Annotated in this window: 29 protein-coding genes and 1 tRNA gene; 14 read left to right on the forward strand and 16 right to left on the reverse strand. The window is 69.7% G+C overall.

Translation table 11 applies throughout. The features are described from left to right. Positions 1-5 precede the first annotated feature (5 nt). Genes JMT67_RS12950 through JMT67_RS12965 form a run of 4 tightly spaced genes read left to right on the forward strand, consistent with a single transcriptional unit; the run spans position 6 to position 2346 of the window. Positions 6-464 carry a hypothetical protein gene (locus JMT67_RS12950; protein WP_201463674.1) on the forward strand — a complete coding sequence of 153 codons (459 nt, stop codon included), beginning with the start codon at positions 6-8 and terminating at the stop codon, positions 462-464. An 11-nt stretch (positions 465-475) separates the two neighbouring features. Next, on the forward strand, positions 476-679 hold the full coding sequence (locus tag JMT67_RS12955; protein ID WP_054764728.1) for a helix-turn-helix transcriptional regulator: 204 nt from the start codon (positions 476-478) through the stop codon (positions 677-679). Beyond that, entirely contained in the window at positions 676-1329 is a 654-nt protein-coding gene (locus tag JMT67_RS12960; RefSeq protein WP_201463675.1) for a hypothetical protein, read from the forward strand. Before JMT67_RS12955 ends, JMT67_RS12960 begins: the two co-directional genes overlap by 4 nt. Positions 1330-1371: 42 nt before the next feature. Then, positions 1372-2346 (forward strand): TraB/GumN family protein, encoded by a 975-nt coding sequence (locus JMT67_RS12965; RefSeq protein ID WP_183217783.1) that lies wholly within the window; start codon positions 1372-1374, stop codon positions 2344-2346. Positions 2347-2364: 18 nt separating this feature from the next. On the opposite strand, the gene JMT67_RS16415 is transcribed toward JMT67_RS12965, so the two are convergent. Further along, entirely contained in the window at positions 2365-2490 is a 126-nt protein-coding gene (locus tag JMT67_RS16415) for a hypothetical protein (RefSeq protein ID WP_255478930.1), read from the reverse strand. Between the two features lie 78 nt (positions 2491-2568). Here JMT67_RS16415 and JMT67_RS12970 point away from each other — a divergent pair. Next, positions 2569-2643, forward strand: a tRNA-Gly gene (locus tag JMT67_RS12970). A gap of 20 nt (positions 2644-2663) precedes the next feature. Here the strand turns inward: JMT67_RS12970 and JMT67_RS12975 are convergent. The 12 genes from JMT67_RS12975 to JMT67_RS13025 form a co-directional block, all read right to left on the reverse strand. Then, the gene (locus JMT67_RS12975) at positions 2664-3770 is read right to left on the reverse strand and encodes a tyrosine-type recombinase/integrase (RefSeq protein WP_201463676.1); all 1107 of its coding nucleotides are present in this window, start codon (positions 3768-3770) and stop codon (positions 2664-2666) included. Then, positions 3761-3994: a hypothetical protein gene (locus tag JMT67_RS12980; RefSeq protein WP_201463677.1), complete on the reverse strand. Its 234-nt coding sequence runs from the start codon at positions 3992-3994 to the stop codon at positions 3761-3763. The genes JMT67_RS12975 and JMT67_RS12980 overlap by 10 nt, the downstream gene beginning before the upstream one ends. 4 nt (positions 3995-3998) lie before the next feature. Next, the gene (locus JMT67_RS12985; protein WP_201463678.1) at positions 3999-4487 is read right to left on the reverse strand and encodes a class I SAM-dependent methyltransferase; all 489 of its coding nucleotides are present in this window, start codon (positions 4485-4487) and stop codon (positions 3999-4001) included. Further along, complete coding sequence (locus JMT67_RS12990; RefSeq protein ID WP_201463679.1) at positions 4484-5479, reverse strand: phage Gp37/Gp68 family protein; 996 nt, start codon at positions 5477-5479, stop codon at positions 4484-4486. The genes JMT67_RS12985 and JMT67_RS12990 overlap by 4 nt, the downstream gene beginning before the upstream one ends. Continuing rightward, positions 5472-6422 carry a MazG-like family protein gene (locus JMT67_RS12995; RefSeq protein ID WP_201463680.1) on the reverse strand — a complete coding sequence of 317 codons (951 nt, stop codon included), beginning with the start codon at positions 6420-6422 and terminating at the stop codon, positions 5472-5474. The genes JMT67_RS12990 and JMT67_RS12995 overlap by 8 nt, the downstream gene beginning before the upstream one ends. Continuing rightward, the gene (locus tag JMT67_RS13000; RefSeq protein ID WP_201463681.1) at positions 6422-6838 is read right to left on the reverse strand and encodes a hypothetical protein; all 417 of its coding nucleotides are present in this window, start codon (positions 6836-6838) and stop codon (positions 6422-6424) included. Before JMT67_RS13000 ends, JMT67_RS12995 begins: the two co-directional genes overlap by 1 nt. Then, complete coding sequence (locus JMT67_RS13005; RefSeq protein WP_201463682.1) at positions 6838-7152, reverse strand: hypothetical protein; 315 nt, start codon at positions 7150-7152, stop codon at positions 6838-6840. The genes JMT67_RS13000 and JMT67_RS13005 overlap by 1 nt, the downstream gene beginning before the upstream one ends. Before the next feature lie 79 nt (positions 7153-7231). Further along, complete coding sequence (locus JMT67_RS16285) at positions 7232-7606, reverse strand: MucR family transcriptional regulator (RefSeq protein WP_407645745.1); 375 nt, start codon at positions 7604-7606, stop codon at positions 7232-7234. Between the two features lie 1667 nt (positions 7607-9273). Beyond that, the gene (locus tag JMT67_RS13015) at positions 9274-9738 is read right to left on the reverse strand and encodes a TetR/AcrR family transcriptional regulator (RefSeq protein WP_201463684.1); all 465 of its coding nucleotides are present in this window, start codon (positions 9736-9738) and stop codon (positions 9274-9276) included. Positions 9739-9757: 19 nt separating this feature from the next. After that, positions 9758-9886: a hypothetical protein gene (locus tag JMT67_RS16420; RefSeq protein ID WP_267904151.1), complete on the reverse strand. Its 129-nt coding sequence runs from the start codon at positions 9884-9886 to the stop codon at positions 9758-9760. Next, a complete protein-coding gene (locus JMT67_RS13020; protein ID WP_201463685.1) occupies positions 9886-10314 on the reverse strand; it encodes a hypothetical protein in 429 nt (142 codons plus the stop codon). Before JMT67_RS13020 ends, JMT67_RS16420 begins: the two co-directional genes overlap by 1 nt. Further along, complete coding sequence (locus JMT67_RS13025) at positions 10311-10754, reverse strand: hypothetical protein (RefSeq protein WP_201463686.1); 444 nt, start codon at positions 10752-10754, stop codon at positions 10311-10313. Before JMT67_RS13025 ends, JMT67_RS13020 begins: the two co-directional genes overlap by 4 nt. Before the next feature lie 204 nt (positions 10755-10958). Here JMT67_RS13025 and JMT67_RS13030 point away from each other — a divergent pair, with 204 nt between their 5' ends. Next, complete coding sequence (locus tag JMT67_RS13030; RefSeq protein WP_201463687.1) at positions 10959-11621, forward strand: hypothetical protein; 663 nt, start codon at positions 10959-10961, stop codon at positions 11619-11621. Here the strand turns inward: JMT67_RS13030 and JMT67_RS13035 are convergent. Beyond that, on the reverse strand, positions 11609-12082 hold the full coding sequence (locus tag JMT67_RS13035; RefSeq protein ID WP_233455878.1) for a S24 family peptidase: 474 nt from the start codon (positions 12080-12082) through the stop codon (positions 11609-11611). The genes JMT67_RS13030 and JMT67_RS13035 overlap by 13 nt on opposite strands. Positions 12083-12288: 206 nt before the next feature. Between JMT67_RS13035 and JMT67_RS13040 the strand changes: the two genes are divergently transcribed. Further along, complete coding sequence (locus JMT67_RS13040; protein ID WP_201463689.1) at positions 12289-12570, forward strand: hypothetical protein; 282 nt, start codon at positions 12289-12291, stop codon at positions 12568-12570. A gap of 98 nt (positions 12571-12668) precedes the next feature. On the opposite strand, the gene JMT67_RS13045 is transcribed toward JMT67_RS13040, so the two are convergent. Together JMT67_RS13045 and JMT67_RS13050 are read right to left on the reverse strand one after the other, a co-directional pair. After that, entirely contained in the window at positions 12669-12863 is a 195-nt protein-coding gene (locus JMT67_RS13045) for a hypothetical protein (protein WP_201463690.1), read from the reverse strand. 48 nt (positions 12864-12911) lie between these two features. Beyond that, entirely contained in the window at positions 12912-13124 is a 213-nt protein-coding gene (locus tag JMT67_RS13050; protein ID WP_201463691.1) for a hypothetical protein, read from the reverse strand. Between the two features lie 95 nt (positions 13125-13219). On the opposite strand from JMT67_RS13050, the gene JMT67_RS16565 reads away from it, so the two are divergent. Genes JMT67_RS16565 through JMT67_RS13090 form a run of 7 tightly spaced genes read left to right on the forward strand, consistent with a single transcriptional unit; the run spans position 13220 to position 18724 of the window. After that, positions 13220-13570, forward strand: coding sequence for a hypothetical protein (locus JMT67_RS16565; protein WP_233455879.1), 351 nt, complete (start codon positions 13220-13222; stop codon positions 13568-13570). Then, positions 13567-14292, forward strand: coding sequence for a hypothetical protein (locus JMT67_RS13065; RefSeq protein ID WP_201463693.1), 726 nt, complete (start codon positions 13567-13569; stop codon positions 14290-14292). The genes JMT67_RS16565 and JMT67_RS13065 overlap by 4 nt, the downstream gene beginning before the upstream one ends. Next, on the forward strand, positions 14289-15002 hold the full coding sequence (locus tag JMT67_RS13070) for a hypothetical protein (RefSeq protein WP_201463694.1): 714 nt from the start codon (positions 14289-14291) through the stop codon (positions 15000-15002). Before JMT67_RS13065 ends, JMT67_RS13070 begins: the two co-directional genes overlap by 4 nt. Beyond that, entirely contained in the window at positions 15002-15262 is a 261-nt protein-coding gene (locus JMT67_RS13075) for a hypothetical protein (RefSeq protein ID WP_201463695.1), read from the forward strand. The genes JMT67_RS13070 and JMT67_RS13075 overlap by 1 nt, the downstream gene beginning before the upstream one ends. Further along, positions 15262-15558: a hypothetical protein gene (locus tag JMT67_RS13080; RefSeq protein WP_201463696.1), complete on the forward strand. Its 297-nt coding sequence runs from the start codon at positions 15262-15264 to the stop codon at positions 15556-15558. The genes JMT67_RS13075 and JMT67_RS13080 overlap by 1 nt, the downstream gene beginning before the upstream one ends. Continuing rightward, positions 15558-16859, forward strand: a complete 1302-nt coding sequence (locus tag JMT67_RS13085) for a DUF7146 domain-containing protein (RefSeq protein WP_201463697.1) — start codon at positions 15558-15560, stop codon at positions 16857-16859. Before JMT67_RS13080 ends, JMT67_RS13085 begins: the two co-directional genes overlap by 1 nt. Continuing rightward, positions 16856-18724, forward strand: coding sequence for a hypothetical protein (locus tag JMT67_RS13090; RefSeq protein ID WP_201463698.1), 1869 nt, complete (start codon positions 16856-16858; stop codon positions 18722-18724). Before JMT67_RS13085 ends, JMT67_RS13090 begins: the two co-directional genes overlap by 4 nt. The last annotated feature ends 202 nt before the right edge of the window (positions 18725-18926 follow it).

Consider the following 18926-nt stretch of genomic DNA (forward strand, 5'->3'; position numbering starts at 1 on the left):
TTGTCATGGCCAAAGGCCTCTGGAAAATCCTCGCCCTGTCCCTCGCGGGGATTCTGGCGATCATGGTGCTGGTCGTGATCGGCGCTGCGGCGGCCGTCCTGGCCTCGGAGCGCGGTCTGGTCCAGAAGGACGCCGCCCTACTGGCCGTGGTCGCGACGATGGCGGTTCTGATGATGGCCCTGTCCCTGTGGCTGGGCGTCGCCTGGATGGTCCGCATCGACGAGGCCGCGCGCGAGGCGCACAAGGCCGCCTGGTTCTACGGCGGTTCGGGCGGTCTGGCGGTGGGCGGGGTCTTCATCATCCTGGCCTCAACGCCGACGGCCGGCCGGTTGCAGCTTCCCGCCTGGTTCGCCGGGCGGGCCGACCCGGCCGCCTACGCGGCAAGCGGCGCCGTGGGTCTGATGACCCTGATGCTGATCGGCTATGGCGTCGTCTGGGGCTGGTGGTGGCTGGCGCGGCGGTGAGGAGCTGAACCATGAACAACCGCCTCAAGGTGCTGCGGGCCGAGCGCGACTGGTCCCAGGCCCATCTCGCCGAACTGCTGGGCGTGTCGCGTCAGACGGTCAATGCACTGGAGACGGGGCGTTACGACCCCTCCCTGCCGTTGGCCTTCAAGATCGCCCGCATCTTCGAACAACCCATCGAATCCATCTTTTCGGAACCGGAGACCCACGGATGACCGTCTCTTCTCCCAAGACTTCCCGTATCCCGCGTCGCATCCTGGTCGCCTTCGGCATCGGGGCGGTGCTGGGCGCGGCCGGCTATGTCTTCGGCCGCTCCGTCCTGCCGCAGCTTATCGGGCCGGACGCCCTGGAGGGCGTGGAGCTTCGCTGGTCCGACGCCATGGCCGCCCTGACCGGGGTCGCCCTGATGGTCGGCGCCGCCGCCGTCATCCTGATCAGCTTCGACCTGCGTCGTCTGGCGCAGATGTACGGGATGGAGGAGCCGGCCTCGGCCGAGGAGGGCCGGCAGGCGCGGCTGCAGGCGGCGGTTATGGGCTTCTCCGGCTTCATCCTGCTGCTGCCCATGGTCTTCGCCGTCATCGGACTGGCGCCGGCGATCGCCCTGGGCCTGATCGTCCTGCTGTTCGCCGCCCACACGGCCCTGAACCTCAAGGTCTGGGGCAGCGTCGACGAACTGCTGCGCCGCGCCACCCTTGAGGCTGCGACGGCCACCTTCTTCCTGGGCCAGGGGCTGCTGTTCCTGTGGGCGGCGGGCGAACGGCTGGGTCTGCTGGCGCCCATCACCGCCTGGGACGTCTACGCCGTCCTGATGACCCTCTATCTTTTCGTCTCCGCCGTCGTGTCCACCCGACGCGGCCTGGCCTGACCCCCCTGTCCACCCCTGTCTTTTTAAACGAAGGAAACACCCATGACTCTCGCCAAACGCCTGAAATCCTCCGTCTCCAACCTGGCCCAGGGCGCCGTCGGCGTCGCCGCCGGACTGGCCCTGGTCTTCGCCATCGCCGGCGCCCCGACCCAGGTTCTGGCCCAGGCCGCCCCGGCGCCCGCCGCCCCGGCCGCCGCGCCCGCCATCCAGGGGCAGGGCCCGGCCCTGTGGGTGATCAAGGACGCGGACTCGACCCTGTATCTGTTCGGCTCGGTCCATGTGCTGCGCCCGACCACCGGCTGGGCCAGCCCCCGCGTCAACGCCGCCTTCGACAGCGCCTCGGACATCTGGTTCGAGATCACCAATCCGGAAGACCAGGCGGCCATGATGCCCCTGATCCAGCAGTACGGCCTGTCGCCCCAGACGCCCCTGTCCAGCCGTCTGACGCCGGAAGAAGTGGCCCAGCTGGACGTCGCCGCCAAGACCATCGGCGCCTCGGCCGCTCAGCTGGATCCGCTGAAACCCTGGCTGGCCGCCCTGTCCCTCTCGGTCGCGCCTCTGGTCAAGGCAGGTTATGATCCTCAGTCGGGCGTCGAACTGGCCCTGAAGGCCCGCGCCCAGGCCGCCGGCAAGCGCCTGCACGGCTTCGAGACCCTGGAGAAACAGGTCGGCATGCTGGCCACACTGCCGGACGACGTCCAACTGGAGTTCCTGCGCGAAACCCTGAAGGACTTCGACGAGGCGGTGGAGATGCTCGACTCCATGGTCGAGGCCTGGGCCAAGGGCGACGTCCAGGCTCTGGACCGCATCGTGGTCGAAGAAATGAAGACCGATGCGCCGGAACTGTACAAGGTGCTGCTGGTCGACCGGAACACCGACTGGGCCAATCAGATCCAGACCCTGCTGCAAGGCTCCGGCACCGCCTTCATCGCCGTGGGCGCCGCCCACCTGACCGGCGACGACAGCGTCCAGTCCATCCTGCAATCGCGCGGCGTGGCGGTCGAAACGGTCGAATAGGGCGACAGGCGGCGGCGCTCAGGCCTGGTTGACGTCCCAGACGAAGACCACCCACAGCGCCGCCGCCGCCGCTGCGGCCGTCAGGGCCGCCGCCAGACAGCCGAAGGCCAGGCCCTGCGGCCCCTGTCCGTCACCCTGGTTCATGCTCTGGCGCTCCCCTGCGCGCCCATACTGCCCCAAGCCCTTGAGCCCCGCCACCGCCCCGTCTATGGAAACAGGCGCGCGGGCGTAGTTCAGAGGTAGAACGTCAGCTTCCCAAGCTGAATGTCGTGGGTTCGATTCCCATCGCCCGCTCCAACACTTAGCTGATTTTCGGATCAGCTTTTTTCCGCAGTTTTTTCCGAATCCGTTCTGCGGTCGTTCCGGTCCATGCGGCGGATCATGTCGCGCAGCAGGGCGTCGCGCTGCACATAACGGCGGATAATCCGGTCCACGCTGTCTTCGTCCCAGGCCAGGGCTTCGGCGATTTCGCGGTTGGTCCAGCCGGCCAGGTGCATGCGCGTGGCGGCCGTGCCCCGGAAGTCGTGATAGTGCAGATCCTCGCCCTGCAGCCCGGCCGCGATCAGGGCCTTGTTCCAGCTGGACCCGAATCCGGACTTCCACGGCAGGCCGTCGCTGTTGTTCAGAACAAGGGTCGAGGCTGTGCGGGGGATTTCCTTCAGCAGGGCCTTCAGCTCGCCGTACAGCGGGATCAACGCGCCCGTGCCGGTCTTGCCGGTCGACGGCAGTTCGATGGCCAGCTTGCCCACATGGCTCCAGGACAGGCGCAGCAGATCCCCGCGCCGCAGGCCGGTCAGGGCCGCGAGGCGCGCGGCCAGCATGATCTGCGGCGGGGCCTTGGCGGCGAGGCGCGCCATGTCCGCCTCGGTCCAGATGCGGTCGGCGCGGTCGCTGCTGTAGCGGTTCTTCATGCCGAGGCAGGGATTGGACGCCAGAAGATCCTGGTCGACGGCGAACGACAGCATGGCCGACAGCACCTGTTTGGCCATGTCGGCCTGCCGTGGGTGATCTTTCCATCGCCTGTCCAGCCAGCGCTTGATGATCGGCCGGATCACCGTGGCGCGGTCGAACTGGATGATGCGCAGGGCGCCGAAGTCGGTCTGGATCGCCTTCACGAAGGGCTTCCAGTTCTTCTTGGTGCTGTCGGCCATGCCGCCCTGGCCGCGCGGCTTCGTCCAGGCGTCCGACGCAAGCCACAGATGGGTTAGGCCCAGCATCTTTGATCGGTCGCCGTTGCGGCGGGTGGCCAATGCGGCGGCCAATTCCTCGACGAAGGCGGCCGAGCCGGGCTCCGCCTTCAGGCGCGGCGCGCCCTTGCCCTTCCAGGCGTAGTAGTAGGCGATCCCGCTCTTGGCGACGACGCGATAGACCGAATCCAGATTGACGGTGGCGGCCATGCCCAGCCCGGATGTGGTCAGCCCCATTGGCGTTCCTGCCATTCCCCCAACTCTCGATCGAGGTCCGCGTCAAGGTCGGCGGCCGGATCCGTCGGGCGCACGACGTTCGCAGCGGGCCCGGCGCCAGGCAGGATCAACAGGTCGCCCGTCGCCCGATCGATCCGCACATGCCATTCGCCCACGGCCTTGGCCGCCGCGCGCAAGGCGCGGGCGACGTCGGTCTGTTTGAAGGCGAGAGGACCGGAGGGCATGGCGTCAGGCGCCGCCCTTCATGAAGACGATCCAGTGGCTCTTCGCCGCCTTGCCGCAGCGGTTGCCGAAGAGCGGGCGCTCAGGCGTCAGGGCGAGGATCTCGGCGACCCGGACCTCTTGCTCGTTCCATTTGAAGATCAGGGCGCCATGTGGCCGCAGGACGCGGAAGCACTCGGCGAAACCCGCGCGGATATCCTCGCGCCAGTCCTGGCCCAGCTTGCCGTACTTCTTGGCCAGCCAGCCCGCGCGGCCGTTCTGGATCAGGTGCGGAGGATCGAAGACGACCAGGTGGAAACTGGCGTCGCCATAGGGCAGGGCGCGAAAGTCCATCTGGACGTCCGGCGCGATGATCAGCTCGCGCGCTCCGCCGGCCGACGAGCGGTCGGTCAGCTTGTGGGTCTCGCGCCGGATGTCGCCGAAGACGGCGCGGGGGTCGTTCCGGTCGAACCAGAACATCCGACTGCCGCAGCAGGGATCGAGGACGGCGGTCATGCCCGCACCTCCGGATAGGCGTCGTGCAGGACGCCGTCGAGGCGGCGGCCGGCGACCTTCTTGCCGATGCGGATGCTGGCGAAGCCCTGGGGTTCCCAGTCATAGTTGCGCGGGTCCGAATGGCCCGCGACCCATTCCAGGCCGGAAGCGTCGGTCTGATCCTGGGGCAGGTAGTCGCCCCACTGTTTGAACAGGAAAGGGACCTCTGCGCCCGCGCACAGGTCCCGCAGGGCTCGCGCCCAGTCGGGGTGCATGGGGCGGGCGCCGGGGCCGCTTTCGCCGCCGGCGACGACCCAGTCGATCGAGGCGTCCAGGTTGGCGGCAGGGTCGCCCTCGCCCGCCCACATGGCGTCGCGGATGGTCACCGGCCCCAGCAGCGGCTCGGCCGAGATCCAGCGGACGGCGGCGGGCGTGTCCAAGAGGACCGGAATCCGTTCATCGGCGCGGGCCTGGTCCTCGACGCTGACGCCCAGCCAGACGTTGGGGAGGGGCCACCAGGGCGAGCCGGGGGCCACATGGGCGAGCGGGGCCAGGACCATGTCCCGATCGCCGCGCGCGCGGCGCATGGCGATGATGCGGTCGGCGATACGGCCACAGGCCTGGGTCAGGTAGTCGCGCATCCGCTCGGGCCGCTTGGTCAGGATCTGGAAGGCGTGCTGGGGGCACAGGGCCATGACGGCGAAGATCTGATCCAGCCAGTCGTCGGAGACGCCGTCATGGAACAGGTCGCCGTGGGCGCAGACGAAGATCTTGCGCGGCTTGGTCCAGCGCAGGGGCTGGTCCAGCCATTGGGCGTTGAACCGCACCTGGCCGTTCCAGACCGGCCCGGCCTTGCTGTCGTCCGTCAGGCCCTGGCGGGACGGGTGGTCGCGCAGCCGCGTGCCCGCCAGCTTCATCGCATAGCAGTTCGTGCAGCCCGGCGAGACGAGGCTGCAGCCCGTGACGATGTTCCAGGTGGCGTCGGTCCATTCGATGGGAGTGTGGTCAGCCATGGCCGGCGGCCTCCCCGTCTTTTGGAGCGGCGGTCGATTTCAGGGCGCCGAGGACCTCCTCGGCGAGCGAAGAGACGTCGATGGTCAGGAACGCCTTTGGCGTCGGGATCGCCAGGGTCGCGTTGCCGTCTTCCTCAACGGACGCATCGGGGTTCTGACGCAGCAGGTCGCCGTGGATCGCGTCCATGATGGCGGTGTGCAGGTCGCCAGGTCGCACCCTGTCAGTATGGGCGACTGGGGTCGGACGGATTTCGCCGCCAACCGTGCTCTCGTTGAACGACCGCTGGAACCGCTCCACGGAGATGCCGAAGGTGTGGGGCGTCCCGCTGTCGTCAGCCCACGGGAAGCTGATCGCGTCTGAAATCGCGTTGAGGGTGCGCTGGTACGGGAGGTCGAACGCCACAGGGGCGGGCGCCGCCCCTTCGTCGAAGGCGGGGGCGGTGGAAAGAGAAATCTCGGAGAGCGCCCCATGGATCGCGTCGATCAGGAGGGCGCGTTCCTTATCGGTCGGCGTGTAGCAGCCGCCTTCGCCGTCGGCGCGGAACTCGTATTCGGCTACATAGGCTTCGACGTCGAAGCTGTTCGCCCTGGCTGTTTCGAGAGGCTGCGGCGGGGCGGTAAGCCGTGTCTGCAGTCCGTGGTTCTCCGACGTCAGGTTGAACTTGCGGGCGATGGCCTGGTCAAGGTCGATGCCTACGGCCATGGCGATCAGGTCGGCGCAAATGACGACGTCGGCCAGTTCCTCGGCCAGGTCCTGGATCGTGGCGCGCGAGCCTCTGATGCCCAGGCGTTCCCGCTCCAGCTTTTTGATGACGTTCTGCGCCTCGCCGCACTCGCCGCCCATTTCATTGCCGCGATAGGCGAGGGTGATCCGGTCGTCGGGGTCCCATTCGGCCTGACGGGCGAGGTTGGCGGCGCGGAGGGTGGGGAAGGTCTGGGTCATCACGCGGCGTCCTGCATGGCGGCGGGCAGGACCAGGCGGTTGCGGCGCAGGGCGGCCTGGAGCGTCTCGCGGCCCCGGCCGTCGAGGTAGGCGTGGCCGATCAGGCGGTCGCGGTCGTTGGCGGCGTCCAGGGTGAAGACGGTGACGGCGCGGCGGGGCTGGGGATCGTCCTGGATCTCCAGATCCTCGGTCTCGACCAGCTCCAGGGCCTGAAGGCCGCGTTCGCGCTGGATGTGGCGGGCCAGGGCCTCCAGGTCGGGGAAGACCCTGGGCTTGGCGGCGGGGTCGGCGAACAGAATGGCGTAGCGGGCGTCGGCGGGCATGACGGGTCTCCGGCGATAAAGGTCGGCTGGGATGGCGGCGGGGTGGTGATGGGCCGCCAGCAGGGCGGCGGCCTCGGTCCAGGGCGGGCGCATCAGGCGGCCTCGTCCTGAGTGTCGTCGTCCTGGTCGGGGTCGCCCTGGTTCAGGTCGGCGTTCTCGGCTGCGCGCTGCTGAGGGGTGGGTTCGGCCATCCACAGGTTCAGCCGGTTGCGGCAGGCGGCCGGCGCCGGGCGGGCGGCCAGTTCGGCCAGAACCTCGGACGCGCCCTGGGCCAGGGCGGCCAGGCGTCGGGCGCGCGGGCCCAGCCGGGCGTCGGCGGCATGGCGGCGGGCCAGGCGGCGCTGGCGTTCGGCCTCGGCCCGCGCCCAGTCGATCTGGCGTTGAAGCCGTGAGGGGCGGGCGGTCACAGCAGGCGCTCCCTGTGGGTGAGGGCGAGGATCAGCCGATGAGCCGTGATCAGGACCTGGGCGAGGGCGAGGGCGGCGGTCATTGGCGGCCCCGCAGCGACACGCCCATCTGGCGGGCCAGATCCTCGCGCGCCTTGGCGTAGTTGGGGGCGACCATCGGATAGTCGGCGGGCAGGCCCCATTTGGCGCGGTATTCGTCGGGCGACATGTCGTAGCGGGTGCGCAGGTGGCGCTTCAGCGACTTGAACTTCCGGCCGTCGAACAGGCAGACGACATAGTCGGGGTGGATGCTCTGGCGGATCGGCACGGCGGGGGAGCCGATGTCGGGGCGGGCGATCTCTTCGCCCGGCAGGGGGTCGAAGGCGCCGACGACGGCCAAGGCGTCCTCGCCCCAGCGCACAGCCTCGGTCAGCTGGTCGTGGAAATAATCGGCGTCGTCGGCCGTGATCGTCACATCTCCGTCGCCGTTCAGGGCGGTCAACACCGGCTCCAGACGTTCGATCAGCACCTCCAGCGCGGCGCGCAGGCCTTGGCGTTTCTGGTCGGCCGCTTCATCGGCCAATCCCTTCAGATGGGCGCTCATCAAGGTGGGCGGCGGCGCAGGGAGGGGCCGGGGCTCGGCGCCGACGATGACGGCCGCGTCCGCCGTCTTCTGCGGATCGTCCGTGCCGCGCGCGGCGCCGCCGTAGTTGGGCGCGGGCAGGGGCGGGAGGATGCCCAGCGCACGGCGCGCCTCGTTGGCGCGGGTGGCGTTGCCGTAGTCGACGCCGTTGACGACGTGGGGGCCGACCGGCGGCTCGGACGTAGCGCCGGACGGGGTTTCGCCGGTGATCTGCTGCAGCCACGCCTCGACATCCTTGGGCAGCCCATTGCGGAGATTTCCTCCCGCGCTCTCCCTGATGCGCTGGGCGGCGGCGGCCAGGGCTGAGGAGCGGCCGGGGTAGGCCGCAGTTTGGCCGGAGTAGACTCCTTCGAGCGTCGCGTGGTGGCCAATGTCGCCCAGGCTGTAGCCGGACTGTTCGACCCAGCCGTTGGAGCCCTTGATCCGAGCGATTTCGATCTGGGCGCGAGGGTAGCCGTAGTTTCGCGCGCCGGGGGGCAGCGGGAGGACGAAGCGCTCCTTGGTGGCGAGATCCAGCCACTCCGCCGCCCGATGATGACCTTCCTGCGGCGAGATGTCGCGGCCGTGGGCCCTGAAGTCGGAGGGGACGCCGAAGTCGGAAGCCTTCATGGGTCCGGCGGTCTGCGGTCTGAGCACCGCCGGGCCGTGGTCGGCGATCTGATCGGACAGGGTCGGCGCCTTGGGCGTCGTGACGCTGGCGCGCAGGGCGTCCCAGCTGCCGGTGCGTTCGTAGTCGGCGATCGCCTGGGGCGTGGCCTCGCGGGCGATCTTCAGCTTTTGCTGGACGTCGCGCAGGCCGGAGGTCTCGCCCTCTTTCACCCGCCCGATCTGGCGGGCCAGTTCGGCGGCGCTCCAGTCCGTGGCCTGTTGCAGTTTCAGCAGCTGCTGGGCGTCTTCCCAGGGCGACATGTCGGCGCGGCGGGCGTTGGCGACCAGGGTGATGACCAGGGCGGTGGCGGGGTCGGCCCGGCCCTCTTCGAAGGGCAGACCCTCGGCCAGCCAGTCGGGCAGGTCGGCGCCTTCCTCGAACGCCTGGTTCAGCAGCAGTTTGGCGGCCTCCCATCGGTGTTCGCCGTCGATCAGCATGCGCACGCCGTTCGCGTCCGGCTCCGTGGCGATGACGCGCTGGACCAGGCCGGCCGGGCCGCGCATGGAGGCGGCCATGTCGGCCAGAACCTCGCGGCGGACGGGGCGGTTCAGCGGGTTGGGGCGGAACTTGTCGATCGGCCACTGGCCCCGCGCGCGGCGCTTTTCGCCGCCGTGCTGGGCGCGGCGATAGGCGGCCAGCTGGTCGCGGCCGGCGTCGGTCAGGCCGTTGGCCAGGGGTTCGGGCTTGATCAGGTCTTCGTCGGTCAGGCGTTTCAAGGTCTTGCGCAGGTTCGACGGGTCGCGCCCGGCGGCGGCGGCCAGGCCGTCGGTGGTGGTGATCCGGCGTTCGTCGGCGTCGTCGATCAGGGCCAGAAGGTCGGCGTTCTGAAAGGCCAGGATGTTGGGCTCGGTCATTGGTCGGCGCCCTCCTGGTTCAGGCCGGGAGCGGCGACGGGCGCGCGCGTGCGCCAGTCGGGATCCAGCCGGTTCAGCAGGGTCAGGCCGTGGTTCAGTCGGGCGGCGGCGACGTCGCCATCGACGATCAGGCCCTGGATGATCCAGGCCAGGGCGACCACGGCCGCCCGGCCCTGTTCCGGCGTCAAGGGATCATGGCCGTGCGCCTCGCGGTACAGGGCCGCCTTGTCCGGCCAGTTGCCGAAGACGCTGCCGGTGGACAGGCCCGCGGCCGCCGCGATGGCGCGGAGCGTGGCCTGTTCATAGCCGACCTGGGCGAACAGTTTGGTCGCGGCGGCCAGGACGCGGGCGCGGGTGACGGTCTTGTTCTGCTGGCGGCGGCAGTCGGGCGAATGGCGGCGGCGCGCACGCGACTCCGGCGGATTGGCCAAGGCGGCGTTGAGAGCGGCGAGAGGGGACATGGTTCGATCTCCGAGGGTGTCAGGCGCCGCCGAACAGGCGGGCGCAGATCAGGGCGACGACGGCGCAGACGATCAGGGCGCCCAGGCCGTGGGGCGTCAGGGTGCGGGCGAAGCGGGGGCGGCGGGCCGGCGACCAACGGCGGCGCATCACAGCCTCCCCCCGGCCTCTGGCGCCGGTTGGTACAGGCCGTCCTTGACCAGGGCGGCGATGCGGGCGGCGCGGCGGTCGGGCCGGTCCAGCACGGCGACGCTGAGAACCGCGTCGATGAAGGCGTCCAGGGTGACGCCATAGACGCGGGCGATGCGCCGTTCCTGATGGAGGACGTAGAAGACGTGGGGGTTGTCGGTCGTGGTGTCGGGTTCGGCGTCCAGCCGGGCGGCGGCGACGCCCGCGTGACGGGCGATGGAGCGGACCGCGTCGCCGGCGCGCGGGCCGACGACGCCGTTCAGAATCTCGGCCCGCTGAATCCGGCCGACGCCGGGGGCGAAGTCGATCAGGATGCAGGGGCCGGCCAGCTGGTCCGCCAGGGACAGCAGGCGGTCGCGGGCGTCGGCGAGGTTGGCGGAGGGCATCATTCGACGTCCTGGGTCGGGCGGACGCCGGCGGACCAGTCGTGCAGGGCGGTCAGCCGGTCCTCGGCCTTGCGCCCCGCCAGGGTGAAGACGTCGGCGAACAGGTCGGCTGCGCGCAGGTTCGGCTCCAGCCGGATGCGCAGAGCCAGAAGCGCCGCCTCCAGCGTCGGCAGGCTCCAGCTCTGTCCGTCCATGCGGACCACCACGATCGGCTGCATGACCGAACCGGTGATGACCACGGTTCCGTCGATGTCGAAGCTGCGGGCCGGGCCTTGGTGCAGGGCCTGGATGATCTGATCCGCCGCCAGATCATGGGCGTCGCCGGGGTCGGGGATGAAGCCCAGGCGCGAGAAGAGGGACGGGCGCGAGAAGACGGACGGGGCGCGAACGCCGTGCGCGTCCGGAACTGACGTAGGCGGGGGCGAGAAAGGCGTGACGGCCATGGGGCGCTCCTGTGAAGAGGGCGCCCGCACCGGCGGGTGGAGGGATGGCGACCGTCAGACTATACGCGGCGTGTCGCGCCCCGCCGGTGCGGGAGCGTCGTCGCGCGCATCGCGACAACAGCGCGACAATGTCGCGCGATTCGCGATACGTCAACCGTGTTGTTGAGTGCGATGCTGTGACCGTAAACATGGCGGGGGTCGCGAATGGCGCGATTTGTCAAGTTCGGAGACCGGATCCCGGAGACGAAGGAGGATGAGCTGGTGGGGCCCCGCTCGGCCGATGGTCTCAGTTGCCCCATGACCTTCGATTATGATGACGGTCGCCGTCGCACGGTCATGATCGCAGCACTCTATGGGCCGCTCGAGGGTCCAGAGTATTTCCGAGGGGAGGTGCAGGGGCTGGGCGAGGACCGCACTTTCAAGGTGTCTCGGGTGCAGTGTCTGTGGTTGGATGGACAGGCGCATACGGCGCAGATCGGGTGGCGGATCGGGCATGCCATTCGCCAGGCGCATGGTCTTCCGACGATTGCCGCCCCATACAGCATCGAGCTAGCGGACGTGCCGATCTTCCTGCGGTTCAGCGAGACGGTTTACGACTTCGATGAAGCCGATCTCAATCATGTCCAGGAGCGCCAAATGGTCCGTGAGTATGAAGGCGTGGCGAAGCGGTTGACCCTGGAGTATCGCTGGGACGGGCCGCGCCATGTTCTGACCGTCAGCGGACGCCCGCTGGACGGTTCAAAGCGAAAATCGACATTCAGAGTCGCGACTTATGGCTCTAGGGTAGTGGAAAGCATTCAGTCCAAGATTTCGGGCGAGTGGGTCGCAGACTGGGTGACCTGGCTAGAGCAGTGTCAGCGCCGATAGGCGACCGCATGGATCGCCTTGACCGTTGAGGCATCCACGCGGACCTCTTTGTCGGGATTGTACTGGTGCAGAAAGACGACGCCGTCGCGCTGACCCTTGTACTGTTTCACGATCCCCGTTCCGTCGTGGAACTCGACCACACAGTCGCGATCACGCTGGGGCGACATGTTCAAGCCGATGATTACGGTTTCGCCGCTGTAGAGGCGAGGCTCCATGCTGTCGCCGGCGACGCGAACGCCGATCGCGCGGCCCCGAACCAGACCGGCCGGAACCTCGATCCGATCGATCACCTGGTCTGACGCCAGGCCGATGCGATCCTCTCCGCCCGCCTGGGCGTAGCCATAGACGTCGATCAACTCGAACGCGGGCCCGGCGGGTTCATCGCCCGCAAAGAAGCTTTCGATCTTTTCAGCCTCTTCCGCCGTCATGCGGCGTCCGCCCTTGGTGTCGGGGCCTTTCATCAAGCGGCTGATGGAGTCTTTCGACACGCCGAGGTGCCGCGCCAGATCAGACTGGCGGCGTCCGGACGTCCTTAGGCGGCGATGCACGTCTTCAACCTTCATACGCGAAGGTGTCGCGAAAAAAGCGACGCGCTGGTATTGCAGATTTTCGCGAATCACGCGCGACATATATCGCGATTAACGCGACACTGACAAGAAGCTGCGCAATGAACGCGACCCATCCCACGCCGGCGGCCCGATTCATCGCCCGTTATGGCGTCCAGAGACTGTCGAAATGGTCCCGTCGGGACCGGTCCCGCATCCATGCCTGGACGTGGCCCAAAAGCCGGGGCGGCACAGGCGGGGTCATTCCTCATGCCGTGCGTGATCCGATCATTACGGGGGCGAGGGACGACCTGAACGAGGAGATCGCCTTCTCGGACTTCGAGCCTCGAGAGGGCGAATCCTACCTATCGGAGTGCGGGGCGTCCCAGGAGCCCCAGCCATGAGCCGCCCTCTGTCCGTTATTTTCGGCCGCGTGCTCTGCGCCGCCGGCCCCCACGGGACCGTGACCTTCGACCTGCCCGACGATCCGTCGGTTCGCGCCCTATGCCTGAAGGTGCTTCAAGCCCTGAGCGATGTAGTCGCGCAGCAGGGCGGCCTGACGGGCGGGCAGGATGAAGACGCCCCGGCCGTCAGCGGTCGTGAAGGTGATCTCCATGCGGGGCTCGCGGTCCCCGTCGCGGCCGACGGCGCGCAGGCCCTCGACGGCGGTGATGAGGGTTTCGCCGATGAACTTCATTCGTCTGTCTCTCCTGTTTCGCGTTTCTTCCGATCCCTGGCGCGCGCCCTAGAACTTGAAGCTCTTGGCGAGGTCCGCGACCGCCTTGTCCACCTCCTTAAGGTCCCGGAGAAGCTGTTTCGCGTCGACGTCGAAGTCGTGCCCGGCGCGGCATCGCAGTGTCGGGCTTCGCTTCAGCTTTCCGATGCGGGCCATGGTCTTGAGGCCGCACTCGGGGCAGGGGACGTCGATCTTCTGGTCGTCAAACAGGCCCTGGGCCATCCGTCTTTCTCCTGTGTGTTGGAACCGGGAGTTGAGGGCGAGTCGTCGGCGGACGCGAGTCCGCCGACGACGGACCGCTCTGCGGAGCCCCAGCCATGAACCGCTACGGCAATCTGAAGGCCGGGCCGGACAACCGTATGACCGACGACGACGAACGGTGCTGGCGCGATCTGATCGCGGCGGCGGAAGGCGCGGCCCAGGGCGCGCCGTCGGCGGCGGTTCCCGAGCTGAAGCGGGTGGCGGACGCGGCCCGCAACGCCTGCGCCCCCGGCGTGGTGACGCGGGACAATCCGTGCGTCGTCCTGGCCAAGCTGTCCCGCCGCTATGTCGGGGAGACGACGGCCGGGCGGCGCGCACTGCAGACCCCGCTGGCGACGGCGGCGGAGGCCGCGCGCGAGGCGCTGAACGCCGGCGGGCGGCGCGAACGCAGGGACATCGACGGATGAGCGGCGCGGTTGGAAGCGCGGGCCGGGTGACGTCGGCCCTGGGCCGGTCGGCGAACCGACCCCAGCCCAGCGCGGCGCAGTTGGCCCTGGCCCTGGCAGCGGCGGCGCGGATCATGGGGGTGGCGCCGGAGGCGGTGTTCGACGGACGACAGTCGGCGCGGCGGGCGCGGATCTTGGCCGGGGCGGCGCTGAAAGCCTCCACCGGCTGTGTCGCCCATACGCTGGCGGCGGCGCTGCGTCTGTCGGGACCGGAACTGTCGCCGTCGATGGTGGCGCGGGCCGGGGTGACGACGGACATGATGCTGGAGGTGGTCGAGGCGGTGAACGGCGTGACGCCGACCGCCGCCGTCAGGCCCGCCCGCGACGGCGAGGCGCGCCCTCTTCCTGCGGCGGCGGGGGCGGAAAGCCCTGCGCGTAAGGCCGCGTCGAAGCCGGCGGCTGTTGCGGAGCGCCGCGAAGTTCGGCCTGGTCCGGCGCCTGAGGCGCGTCCGGCGGCGTCTGGCCCGGCGTCTGGACCAACGTCAGTCTCGACCACAGGACCGGCTGCACGCCGGGCGCGGCGGTCGGAGGCGGTTCAAAGGTTGAGGCCGATGACGGCCGCGCGCCTGCGGTTCGCGCGCTGGTTCGTTCAGGCGGGCTGGGCGATCGAGGAGGTCGCGGATCTGTTCGACGCCCACCCGGACGCCCTGGCCGATGCGCTCGAGTTCGGGGTGGCGGCATGAGCGAACGTCCCGCCGGCTTCACCGCCGTCATGGCGCAGCGCGCGCCAATCGACCCCGACAGCCTGGATTATTTCCCCACGCCGCCCTGGGCCGCGCGGGCCGGAGGGGAGATCGTGCGGCGTCTCGATCCCTTGGCGCAGACGTGCTGGGAGCCGGCGGCGGGCGGCGGTCATATGGCCTGGGGCCTGTCAGACTATTTCGCCGAAGTCAGCATCAGCGACATCCATGACCACGGCGGCGCGATGTCGCCCCGGTTCCTGCTGGGCGATTTCCTGGACCCGACGTTCGCGCCGGCCATCCGGCCCGACTGGATCATCACCAACCCGCCGTTCGTGAAGGGCGAGGCCTTTGTGCGCCAAGCCTGGAGGCGGGCGCGGCGCGGCGTCGCCATGCTGCTGCGCCTGCAGTTCCTGGAAGGGGCGGCGCGGTATCGGCTGTTCCACGAACTGCCGCTGCACGCCTGTGCGCCGTTCGCCGAGCGCGTGCCGATGGTGAAGGGCCGTTGGGATCCGACCGCGTCCAGTGCGACGGCCTATGCCTGGTTCATCTGGCTGAAGCCGGGGGTGGACGGCTACGGGTCCGGTCCCGGCCTGTCGTTCATCGCGCCTGGGACGAAGGCGCGGCTGACGAAGGCTGACGACGCGGCTCGGTTCGGCGTCGTCGAGAAGGATCCGCGACAGTCGGAGCTGGTGGCGGAGCGGCCGGGTTGATGGCGAAGTGGCCTATCAAAATTGCGCCGGGGCAGGACCTGACGCCGTTCAAGGCGAAGGTGCTGAAGATCGTCGGAGACGCCGGCGAGGCCGGTATGGCCGCGACGCCGATGACGCCGGGCGGGACCCTGGGCGCGCTGGCGCAGTTCGGCCTGTTGGAGCGGGCGCCGGCACCTGCCGGCGACGTGCTGGGCGGCAGCCGGTATCGGGCGACCGAGGCGGGTCGGACGATGCTGACGCGGCTGAAGGGGCGGGTTTGATGGCCCGCCGCAAGCCGAAGATCTATTGCGCGGACTGGGCCTGCCCTTCGCATCAGGTCTGCGCGCGGTCGTGGTTCCGAGCCGAGGAATACTGGAACTTCAACCAGGACGACTTCGACCAGGGACGGGTCGAGACGCGCGTGTTCGCGCGGCGCGCCGGCGTCGATTCCTGCGACGACTATGAGCGTGACGTGGCCCGCGAATGGCTGAAAGACGCCTTCACCGCCCAATTCCCGATGACGCCGCCGCCGCGCGGCTATCCGCTGCACCTGGTCAAGTGTGAGGTGCGGGCCTGATGGACGACCGTCTGTTCGACCAGGCCCGTGAGCGCGTCCGCTGCGAAGAGGTGGCGGGGCGTCGGGTGAAGCTGGCCAAGGTGGGGGCCGGGTGGCGCGGGGTGTGCCCGCTGAAGGATTGCGGATCCAAGAGCAAGGCTGCGCCCTTCGCCGTGTTCGGCGACGGCCGGAAGTGGAAATGCTGGAGCTGCGACCCGCGCGGCGGGGACGTGGTGGATCTGGAGCACCGGCTGTTCGGCCGGGGCGATGAGACGGTGCGCGATGCGGCGCTGCGCCTGGTCGGCGGGATCGTGGCGGAAGAGACCGAGGAATCGCGCGAACGGCGTGCGCAGGCGGCCGAGGCGCGCGAACGCCAGGCCAAGGCCGATGCGGCGTGGAAGGCCGAGCTGGCGGCGCGGCTGTGGCGCGAGGCGGGGCCGTCTGGAGGCACCCTGGTTCAGACCTATCTGGAATCCCGGGCGATCCGGGGGCCGGTGCTGGCCCGGGCGCTGAAGATCCTGAGGTTTCACCCGGCGGCCTATCACAGCGGGGATCCGGAGGCGGGGGTTCGCCTGCCGGCCATGATCAACATCTGCATGACCGAGCTGGGGCCGACCGGCGGGATCCACGCGACCTATCTGAGCCCCAACGGCCGGAGCAAGACGCACCGGGCGCCGGCGAAGCGGATGTGGGGGCCGCAGGGCCTGTTCCTGTCGGCCCGCCGCGACGGGGGGTATGGACCGCCGGTCCGGGTGCGGGGCGAGCCGATCGAGGGCTATGTGCTGCGCGGCGGATATTGGCTGAGCCGCCCGGACGCGGCGGGGCCGCTGGCCGTGGCGGAAGGGCAGGAGAACGCCCTGAGCCGGGCCATGATGCTGGCCGGGGAGCTGAGCCTGCCGGTGCGGGCCGTGGCGGCGGGGTCGCTGAATTCGCTGCAGGGCTATGAGCTGACGGACGGCGAAGGGGTGTTGGTCGACGTCTGGGGCGGGACCGGCGACCCGATGCGGCCGCCCTTCACCTGGCCCGAGGACCCCCGCGCCCCCTGGGGCGTCGTGGACATCGCCTGCGACAGCGACATGAGCCCGATCACCGTCCAGGGGCGCAGCGGCAAGAACCGGGTGGGGCGCAGCCGCGCGATCGGCGTGCGGCGGGAGGCGGCCGGCCGGGCGCGGGTGTGCGGACGGCTGGCCGTCGCGGCGTGGAAGCGGCGGCTGGCGCCGGGATCGGAGACCGGGGTGAGGGCCAGCGCCCCGCCGCCGGGTCTGGACTTCAACGACATGATCAGAGCGGCCGAAGCCGCCGGGGACGAGGCGGCGGCGTGAGCGACGATTTCGTGATTTCAGAGAGCGACGCCGAGGGCGCGGACAAGGGGACGACGGCCTACGTCAACCCCAAGGTCGAGGACTGTCCGGTGATTCCGCTGGGCTTCCTGGGGGGCGACGTCGTCTTCGCCCTGCCCGAAGGTTCGATCCGGCGCGAGAAGGCGGCGCGGATCGCCCAGATGTTGAGGACCGACATCTACGCCAGCGTGGCGGGGGCGATGTTCCTCGGAAACTGGCGCGACGAAGAGGGCAAGATCCAGCTGCAGGAGGCGGCGCGGTGGCTGGTTCGGCAGTGCCGCGAGCGCGGGGTCTGGGACGAGAACCGGCAGGAACGCGGATACGGCGTCTGGGCCGGGGACGACGGGCCGATCGTCCATTGCGGCGACGCCGTGGGACGGTGGCCGTTCGGGCCCGACGACTGGCGTCCGGTGGCCGCGGCCCTGCGCGAGGATATCGACGGGCCTCTGTGGCTGCTGAGGCCCCGGACGGCGCGGCCGGCGAAACCCGCCACGGTCAAGGACGCCAAGAACCTGAGAGCCGCGCTGAACCTGTGGTCGTTCAGCCCCCTGGACCCCCGCGCCCCCGAGGGGTTGAGCCAGGCCGACGCCCTGTTCGGCTGGCTGGGGGTGCAGCTGCTGGGGGCGTGGCCGCGCTTCCGTCCGACCGTGAACGTCAGCGGCGGGGCGGGGACCGGCAAGACGACCCTGTCGCGCCTGATGCAGGCGGCCGGGAGTGCGAACGCCGGAGATCTGCTGGACAGTTTCTCGGAAGCGGGGCTGAAAAACAGCCTGTCGGGCGAGGCGCGGGGCCTGTTCCTGGACGAGGCCGAACCCAGCACGGACGGCCAGCCGGGGCCGGTGGAGAAGGCGCTGGAAGTCTTGCGCCGGATGGCGACCGGCGAGGGCAGTTCGGGGCGCAAGGGCTCGATCAACGGCGGGACGGTTTCGACCTCGGCCGTCGGGTGCGCCTATCTGGCCAGCATCTTCCCCGTGCCCCTGGGGGACGCCATGGCGACGCGGACGCTGGAGATCCGCATGGGGCGGCTGGACGGTCGGAAGGGGACGACGGACGACGACCTGGAGGCCGCCATCGAGGCGGCGCGGGCCGCGTCACCCGGCCTGCTGGCGCGGGCGTTGAGGGAGGCGAAGCGGTTCAGGGCCGACGTGGCCGCGATCAAGGCGGCCCTGGTCGAGACGAAGCAGGCGCCACGGGCGGCGGACCTGATCGCCAGTCTGGCGGCGGGGCGAAGGCTGCTGCTGCACGATACGGCCCTGACCGAAGAGGAGGCGCGGGAGGAGGCCCGGATCTGGATGGGCCTGGCCCAGGCGCGGGACGAACGGTCGTCGGCGCTGAACCCTGGGCAGGGGTGTCTGCAATACATCTGGGCGCTGAACTCGGGCCACCTGGGGCATGACAGGGCGCTGACCATAGGCGAGCTGATCCAGGAGGAGTTGGAGAGCCCCGGCGCACGGGCGGGAAAGGTGCTGAAAGCCTGGGGCCTGATCGTCGAGAACGGGCATGCGGGGACCGACAGGCCAGGGCCTTGGCTGTTGGTCGCCAACAATCACCCGGCCCTGGAGAAGGCTCTGCACGGGACGCAGTACGCCAACTGGCGCGGGGTGCTGGAGCATCTGGCGGACCTCGGCCCGTCGGTGGCGCCCAGGCCCGGCGACGGGCCGAAGCGGTTCGGCATGCACCAGAGCCGCGTGCTGTGCGTCCCCCTCACCCCCTGGTTGGACAGGCCCGTCGCGGTCGGGGCGGACCCCAGAGAGCCGCACCCCTTCGAGCCGCCGCGTTGGGGCAGGAGCGAGCCCGCGTCCCATGATTCGTCCCACCCTGCGTCCCACGGGGAAACCCATGACTGACGGGGCTTTGAGGGGGCGTTGGGACGCTGGGACGCTTGGGACGCTCAGTCCGCCTCATGTGTGCGTGCGTAGGCGTAGGCGCATGACGCCACAGGTGCGTCCCATGCGTCCCGCGCGTCCCATGAGTTATTTTTACGAGATTAAACAAAAGAATAGATGGGACGCCCCGATGGTACGGCTTGGGACGGCCCGCTCAGCAGAG

The organism is Brevundimonas aurantiaca (genome assembly GCF_904830995.1).
GTDB lineage: Bacteria > Pseudomonadota > Alphaproteobacteria > Caulobacterales > Caulobacteraceae > Brevundimonas > Brevundimonas aurantiaca.

Bases quoted from the DNA above. Each gene is read 5' to 3' on its own strand.
- JMT67_RS13020 (WP_201463685.1), bottom strand. From the start codon at position 10,314: ATGATGCCCTCCGCCAACCTCGCCGACGCCCGCGACCGCCTGCTGTCC.
- JMT67_RS12990 (WP_201463679.1), bottom strand. From the start codon at position 5,479: ATGGCTGACCACACTCCCATCGAATGGACCGACGCCACCTGGAACATC.
- JMT67_RS13070 (WP_201463694.1), top strand. From the start codon at position 14,289: ATGAGCGAACGTCCCGCCGGCTTCACCGCCGTCATGGCGCAGCGCGCG.
- JMT67_RS16565 (WP_233455879.1), top strand. From the start codon at position 13,220: ATGAACCGCTACGGCAATCTGAAGGCCGGGCCGGACAACCGTATGACC.
- JMT67_RS13040 (WP_201463689.1), top strand. From the start codon at position 12,289: ATGAACGCGACCCATCCCACGCCGGCGGCCCGATTCATCGCCCGTTAT.
- JMT67_RS13030 (WP_201463687.1), top strand. From the start codon at position 10,959: ATGGCGCGATTTGTCAAGTTCGGAGACCGGATCCCGGAGACGAAGGAG.
- JMT67_RS13000 (WP_201463681.1), bottom strand. From the start codon at position 6,838: ATGCGCCCGCCCTGGACCGAGGCCGCCGCCCTGCTGGCGGCCCATCAC.
- JMT67_RS13075 (WP_201463695.1), top strand. From the start codon at position 15,002: ATGGCGAAGTGGCCTATCAAAATTGCGCCGGGGCAGGACCTGACGCCG.
- JMT67_RS13015 (WP_201463684.1), bottom strand. From the start codon at position 9,738: ATGTCCCCTCTCGCCGCTCTCAACGCCGCCTTGGCCAATCCGCCGGAG.
- JMT67_RS12980 (WP_201463677.1), bottom strand. From the start codon at position 3,994: ATGCCCTCCGGTCCTCTCGCCTTCAAACAGACCGACGTCGCCCGCGCC.
- JMT67_RS13085 (WP_201463697.1), top strand. From the start codon at position 15,558: ATGGACGACCGTCTGTTCGACCAGGCCCGTGAGCGCGTCCGCTGCGAA.
- JMT67_RS12985 (WP_201463678.1), bottom strand. From the start codon at position 4,487: ATGACCGCCGTCCTCGATCCCTGCTGCGGCAGTCGGATGTTCTGGTTC.
- JMT67_RS12950 (WP_201463674.1), top strand. From the start codon at position 6: ATGGCCAAAGGCCTCTGGAAAATCCTCGCCCTGTCCCTCGCGGGGATT.
- JMT67_RS13045 (WP_201463690.1), bottom strand. From the start codon at position 12,863: ATGAAGTTCATCGGCGAAACCCTCATCACCGCCGTCGAGGGCCTGCGC.
- JMT67_RS13035 (WP_233455878.1), bottom strand. From the start codon at position 12,082: ATGAAAGGCCCCGACACCAAGGGCGGACGCCGCATGACGGCGGAAGAG.
- JMT67_RS12960 (WP_201463675.1), top strand. From the start codon at position 676: ATGACCGTCTCTTCTCCCAAGACTTCCCGTATCCCGCGTCGCATCCTG.
- JMT67_RS12975 (WP_201463676.1), bottom strand. From the start codon at position 3,770: ATGGGGCTGACCACATCCGGGCTGGGCATGGCCGCCACCGTCAATCTG.
- JMT67_RS13050 (WP_201463691.1), bottom strand. From the start codon at position 13,124: ATGGCCCAGGGCCTGTTTGACGACCAGAAGATCGACGTCCCCTGCCCC.
- JMT67_RS16420 (WP_267904151.1), bottom strand. From the start codon at position 9,886: ATGCGCCGCCGTTGGTCGCCGGCCCGCCGCCCCCGCTTCGCCCGCACC.
- JMT67_RS12965 (WP_183217783.1), top strand. From the start codon at position 1,372: ATGACTCTCGCCAAACGCCTGAAATCCTCCGTCTCCAACCTGGCCCAG.
- JMT67_RS13025 (WP_201463686.1), bottom strand. From the start codon at position 10,754: ATGGCCGTCACGCCTTTCTCGCCCCCGCCTACGTCAGTTCCGGACGCG.
- JMT67_RS12955 (WP_054764728.1), top strand. From the start codon at position 476: ATGAACAACCGCCTCAAGGTGCTGCGGGCCGAGCGCGACTGGTCCCAG.
- JMT67_RS16415 (WP_255478930.1), bottom strand. From the start codon at position 2,490: ATGAACCAGGGTGACGGACAGGGGCCGCAGGGCCTGGCCTTCGGCTGT.
- JMT67_RS13065 (WP_201463693.1), top strand. From the start codon at position 13,567: ATGAGCGGCGCGGTTGGAAGCGCGGGCCGGGTGACGTCGGCCCTGGGC.
- JMT67_RS13080 (WP_201463696.1), top strand. From the start codon at position 15,262: ATGGCCCGCCGCAAGCCGAAGATCTATTGCGCGGACTGGGCCTGCCCT.
- JMT67_RS12995 (WP_201463680.1), bottom strand. From the start codon at position 6,422: ATGACCCAGACCTTCCCCACCCTCCGCGCCGCCAACCTCGCCCGTCAG.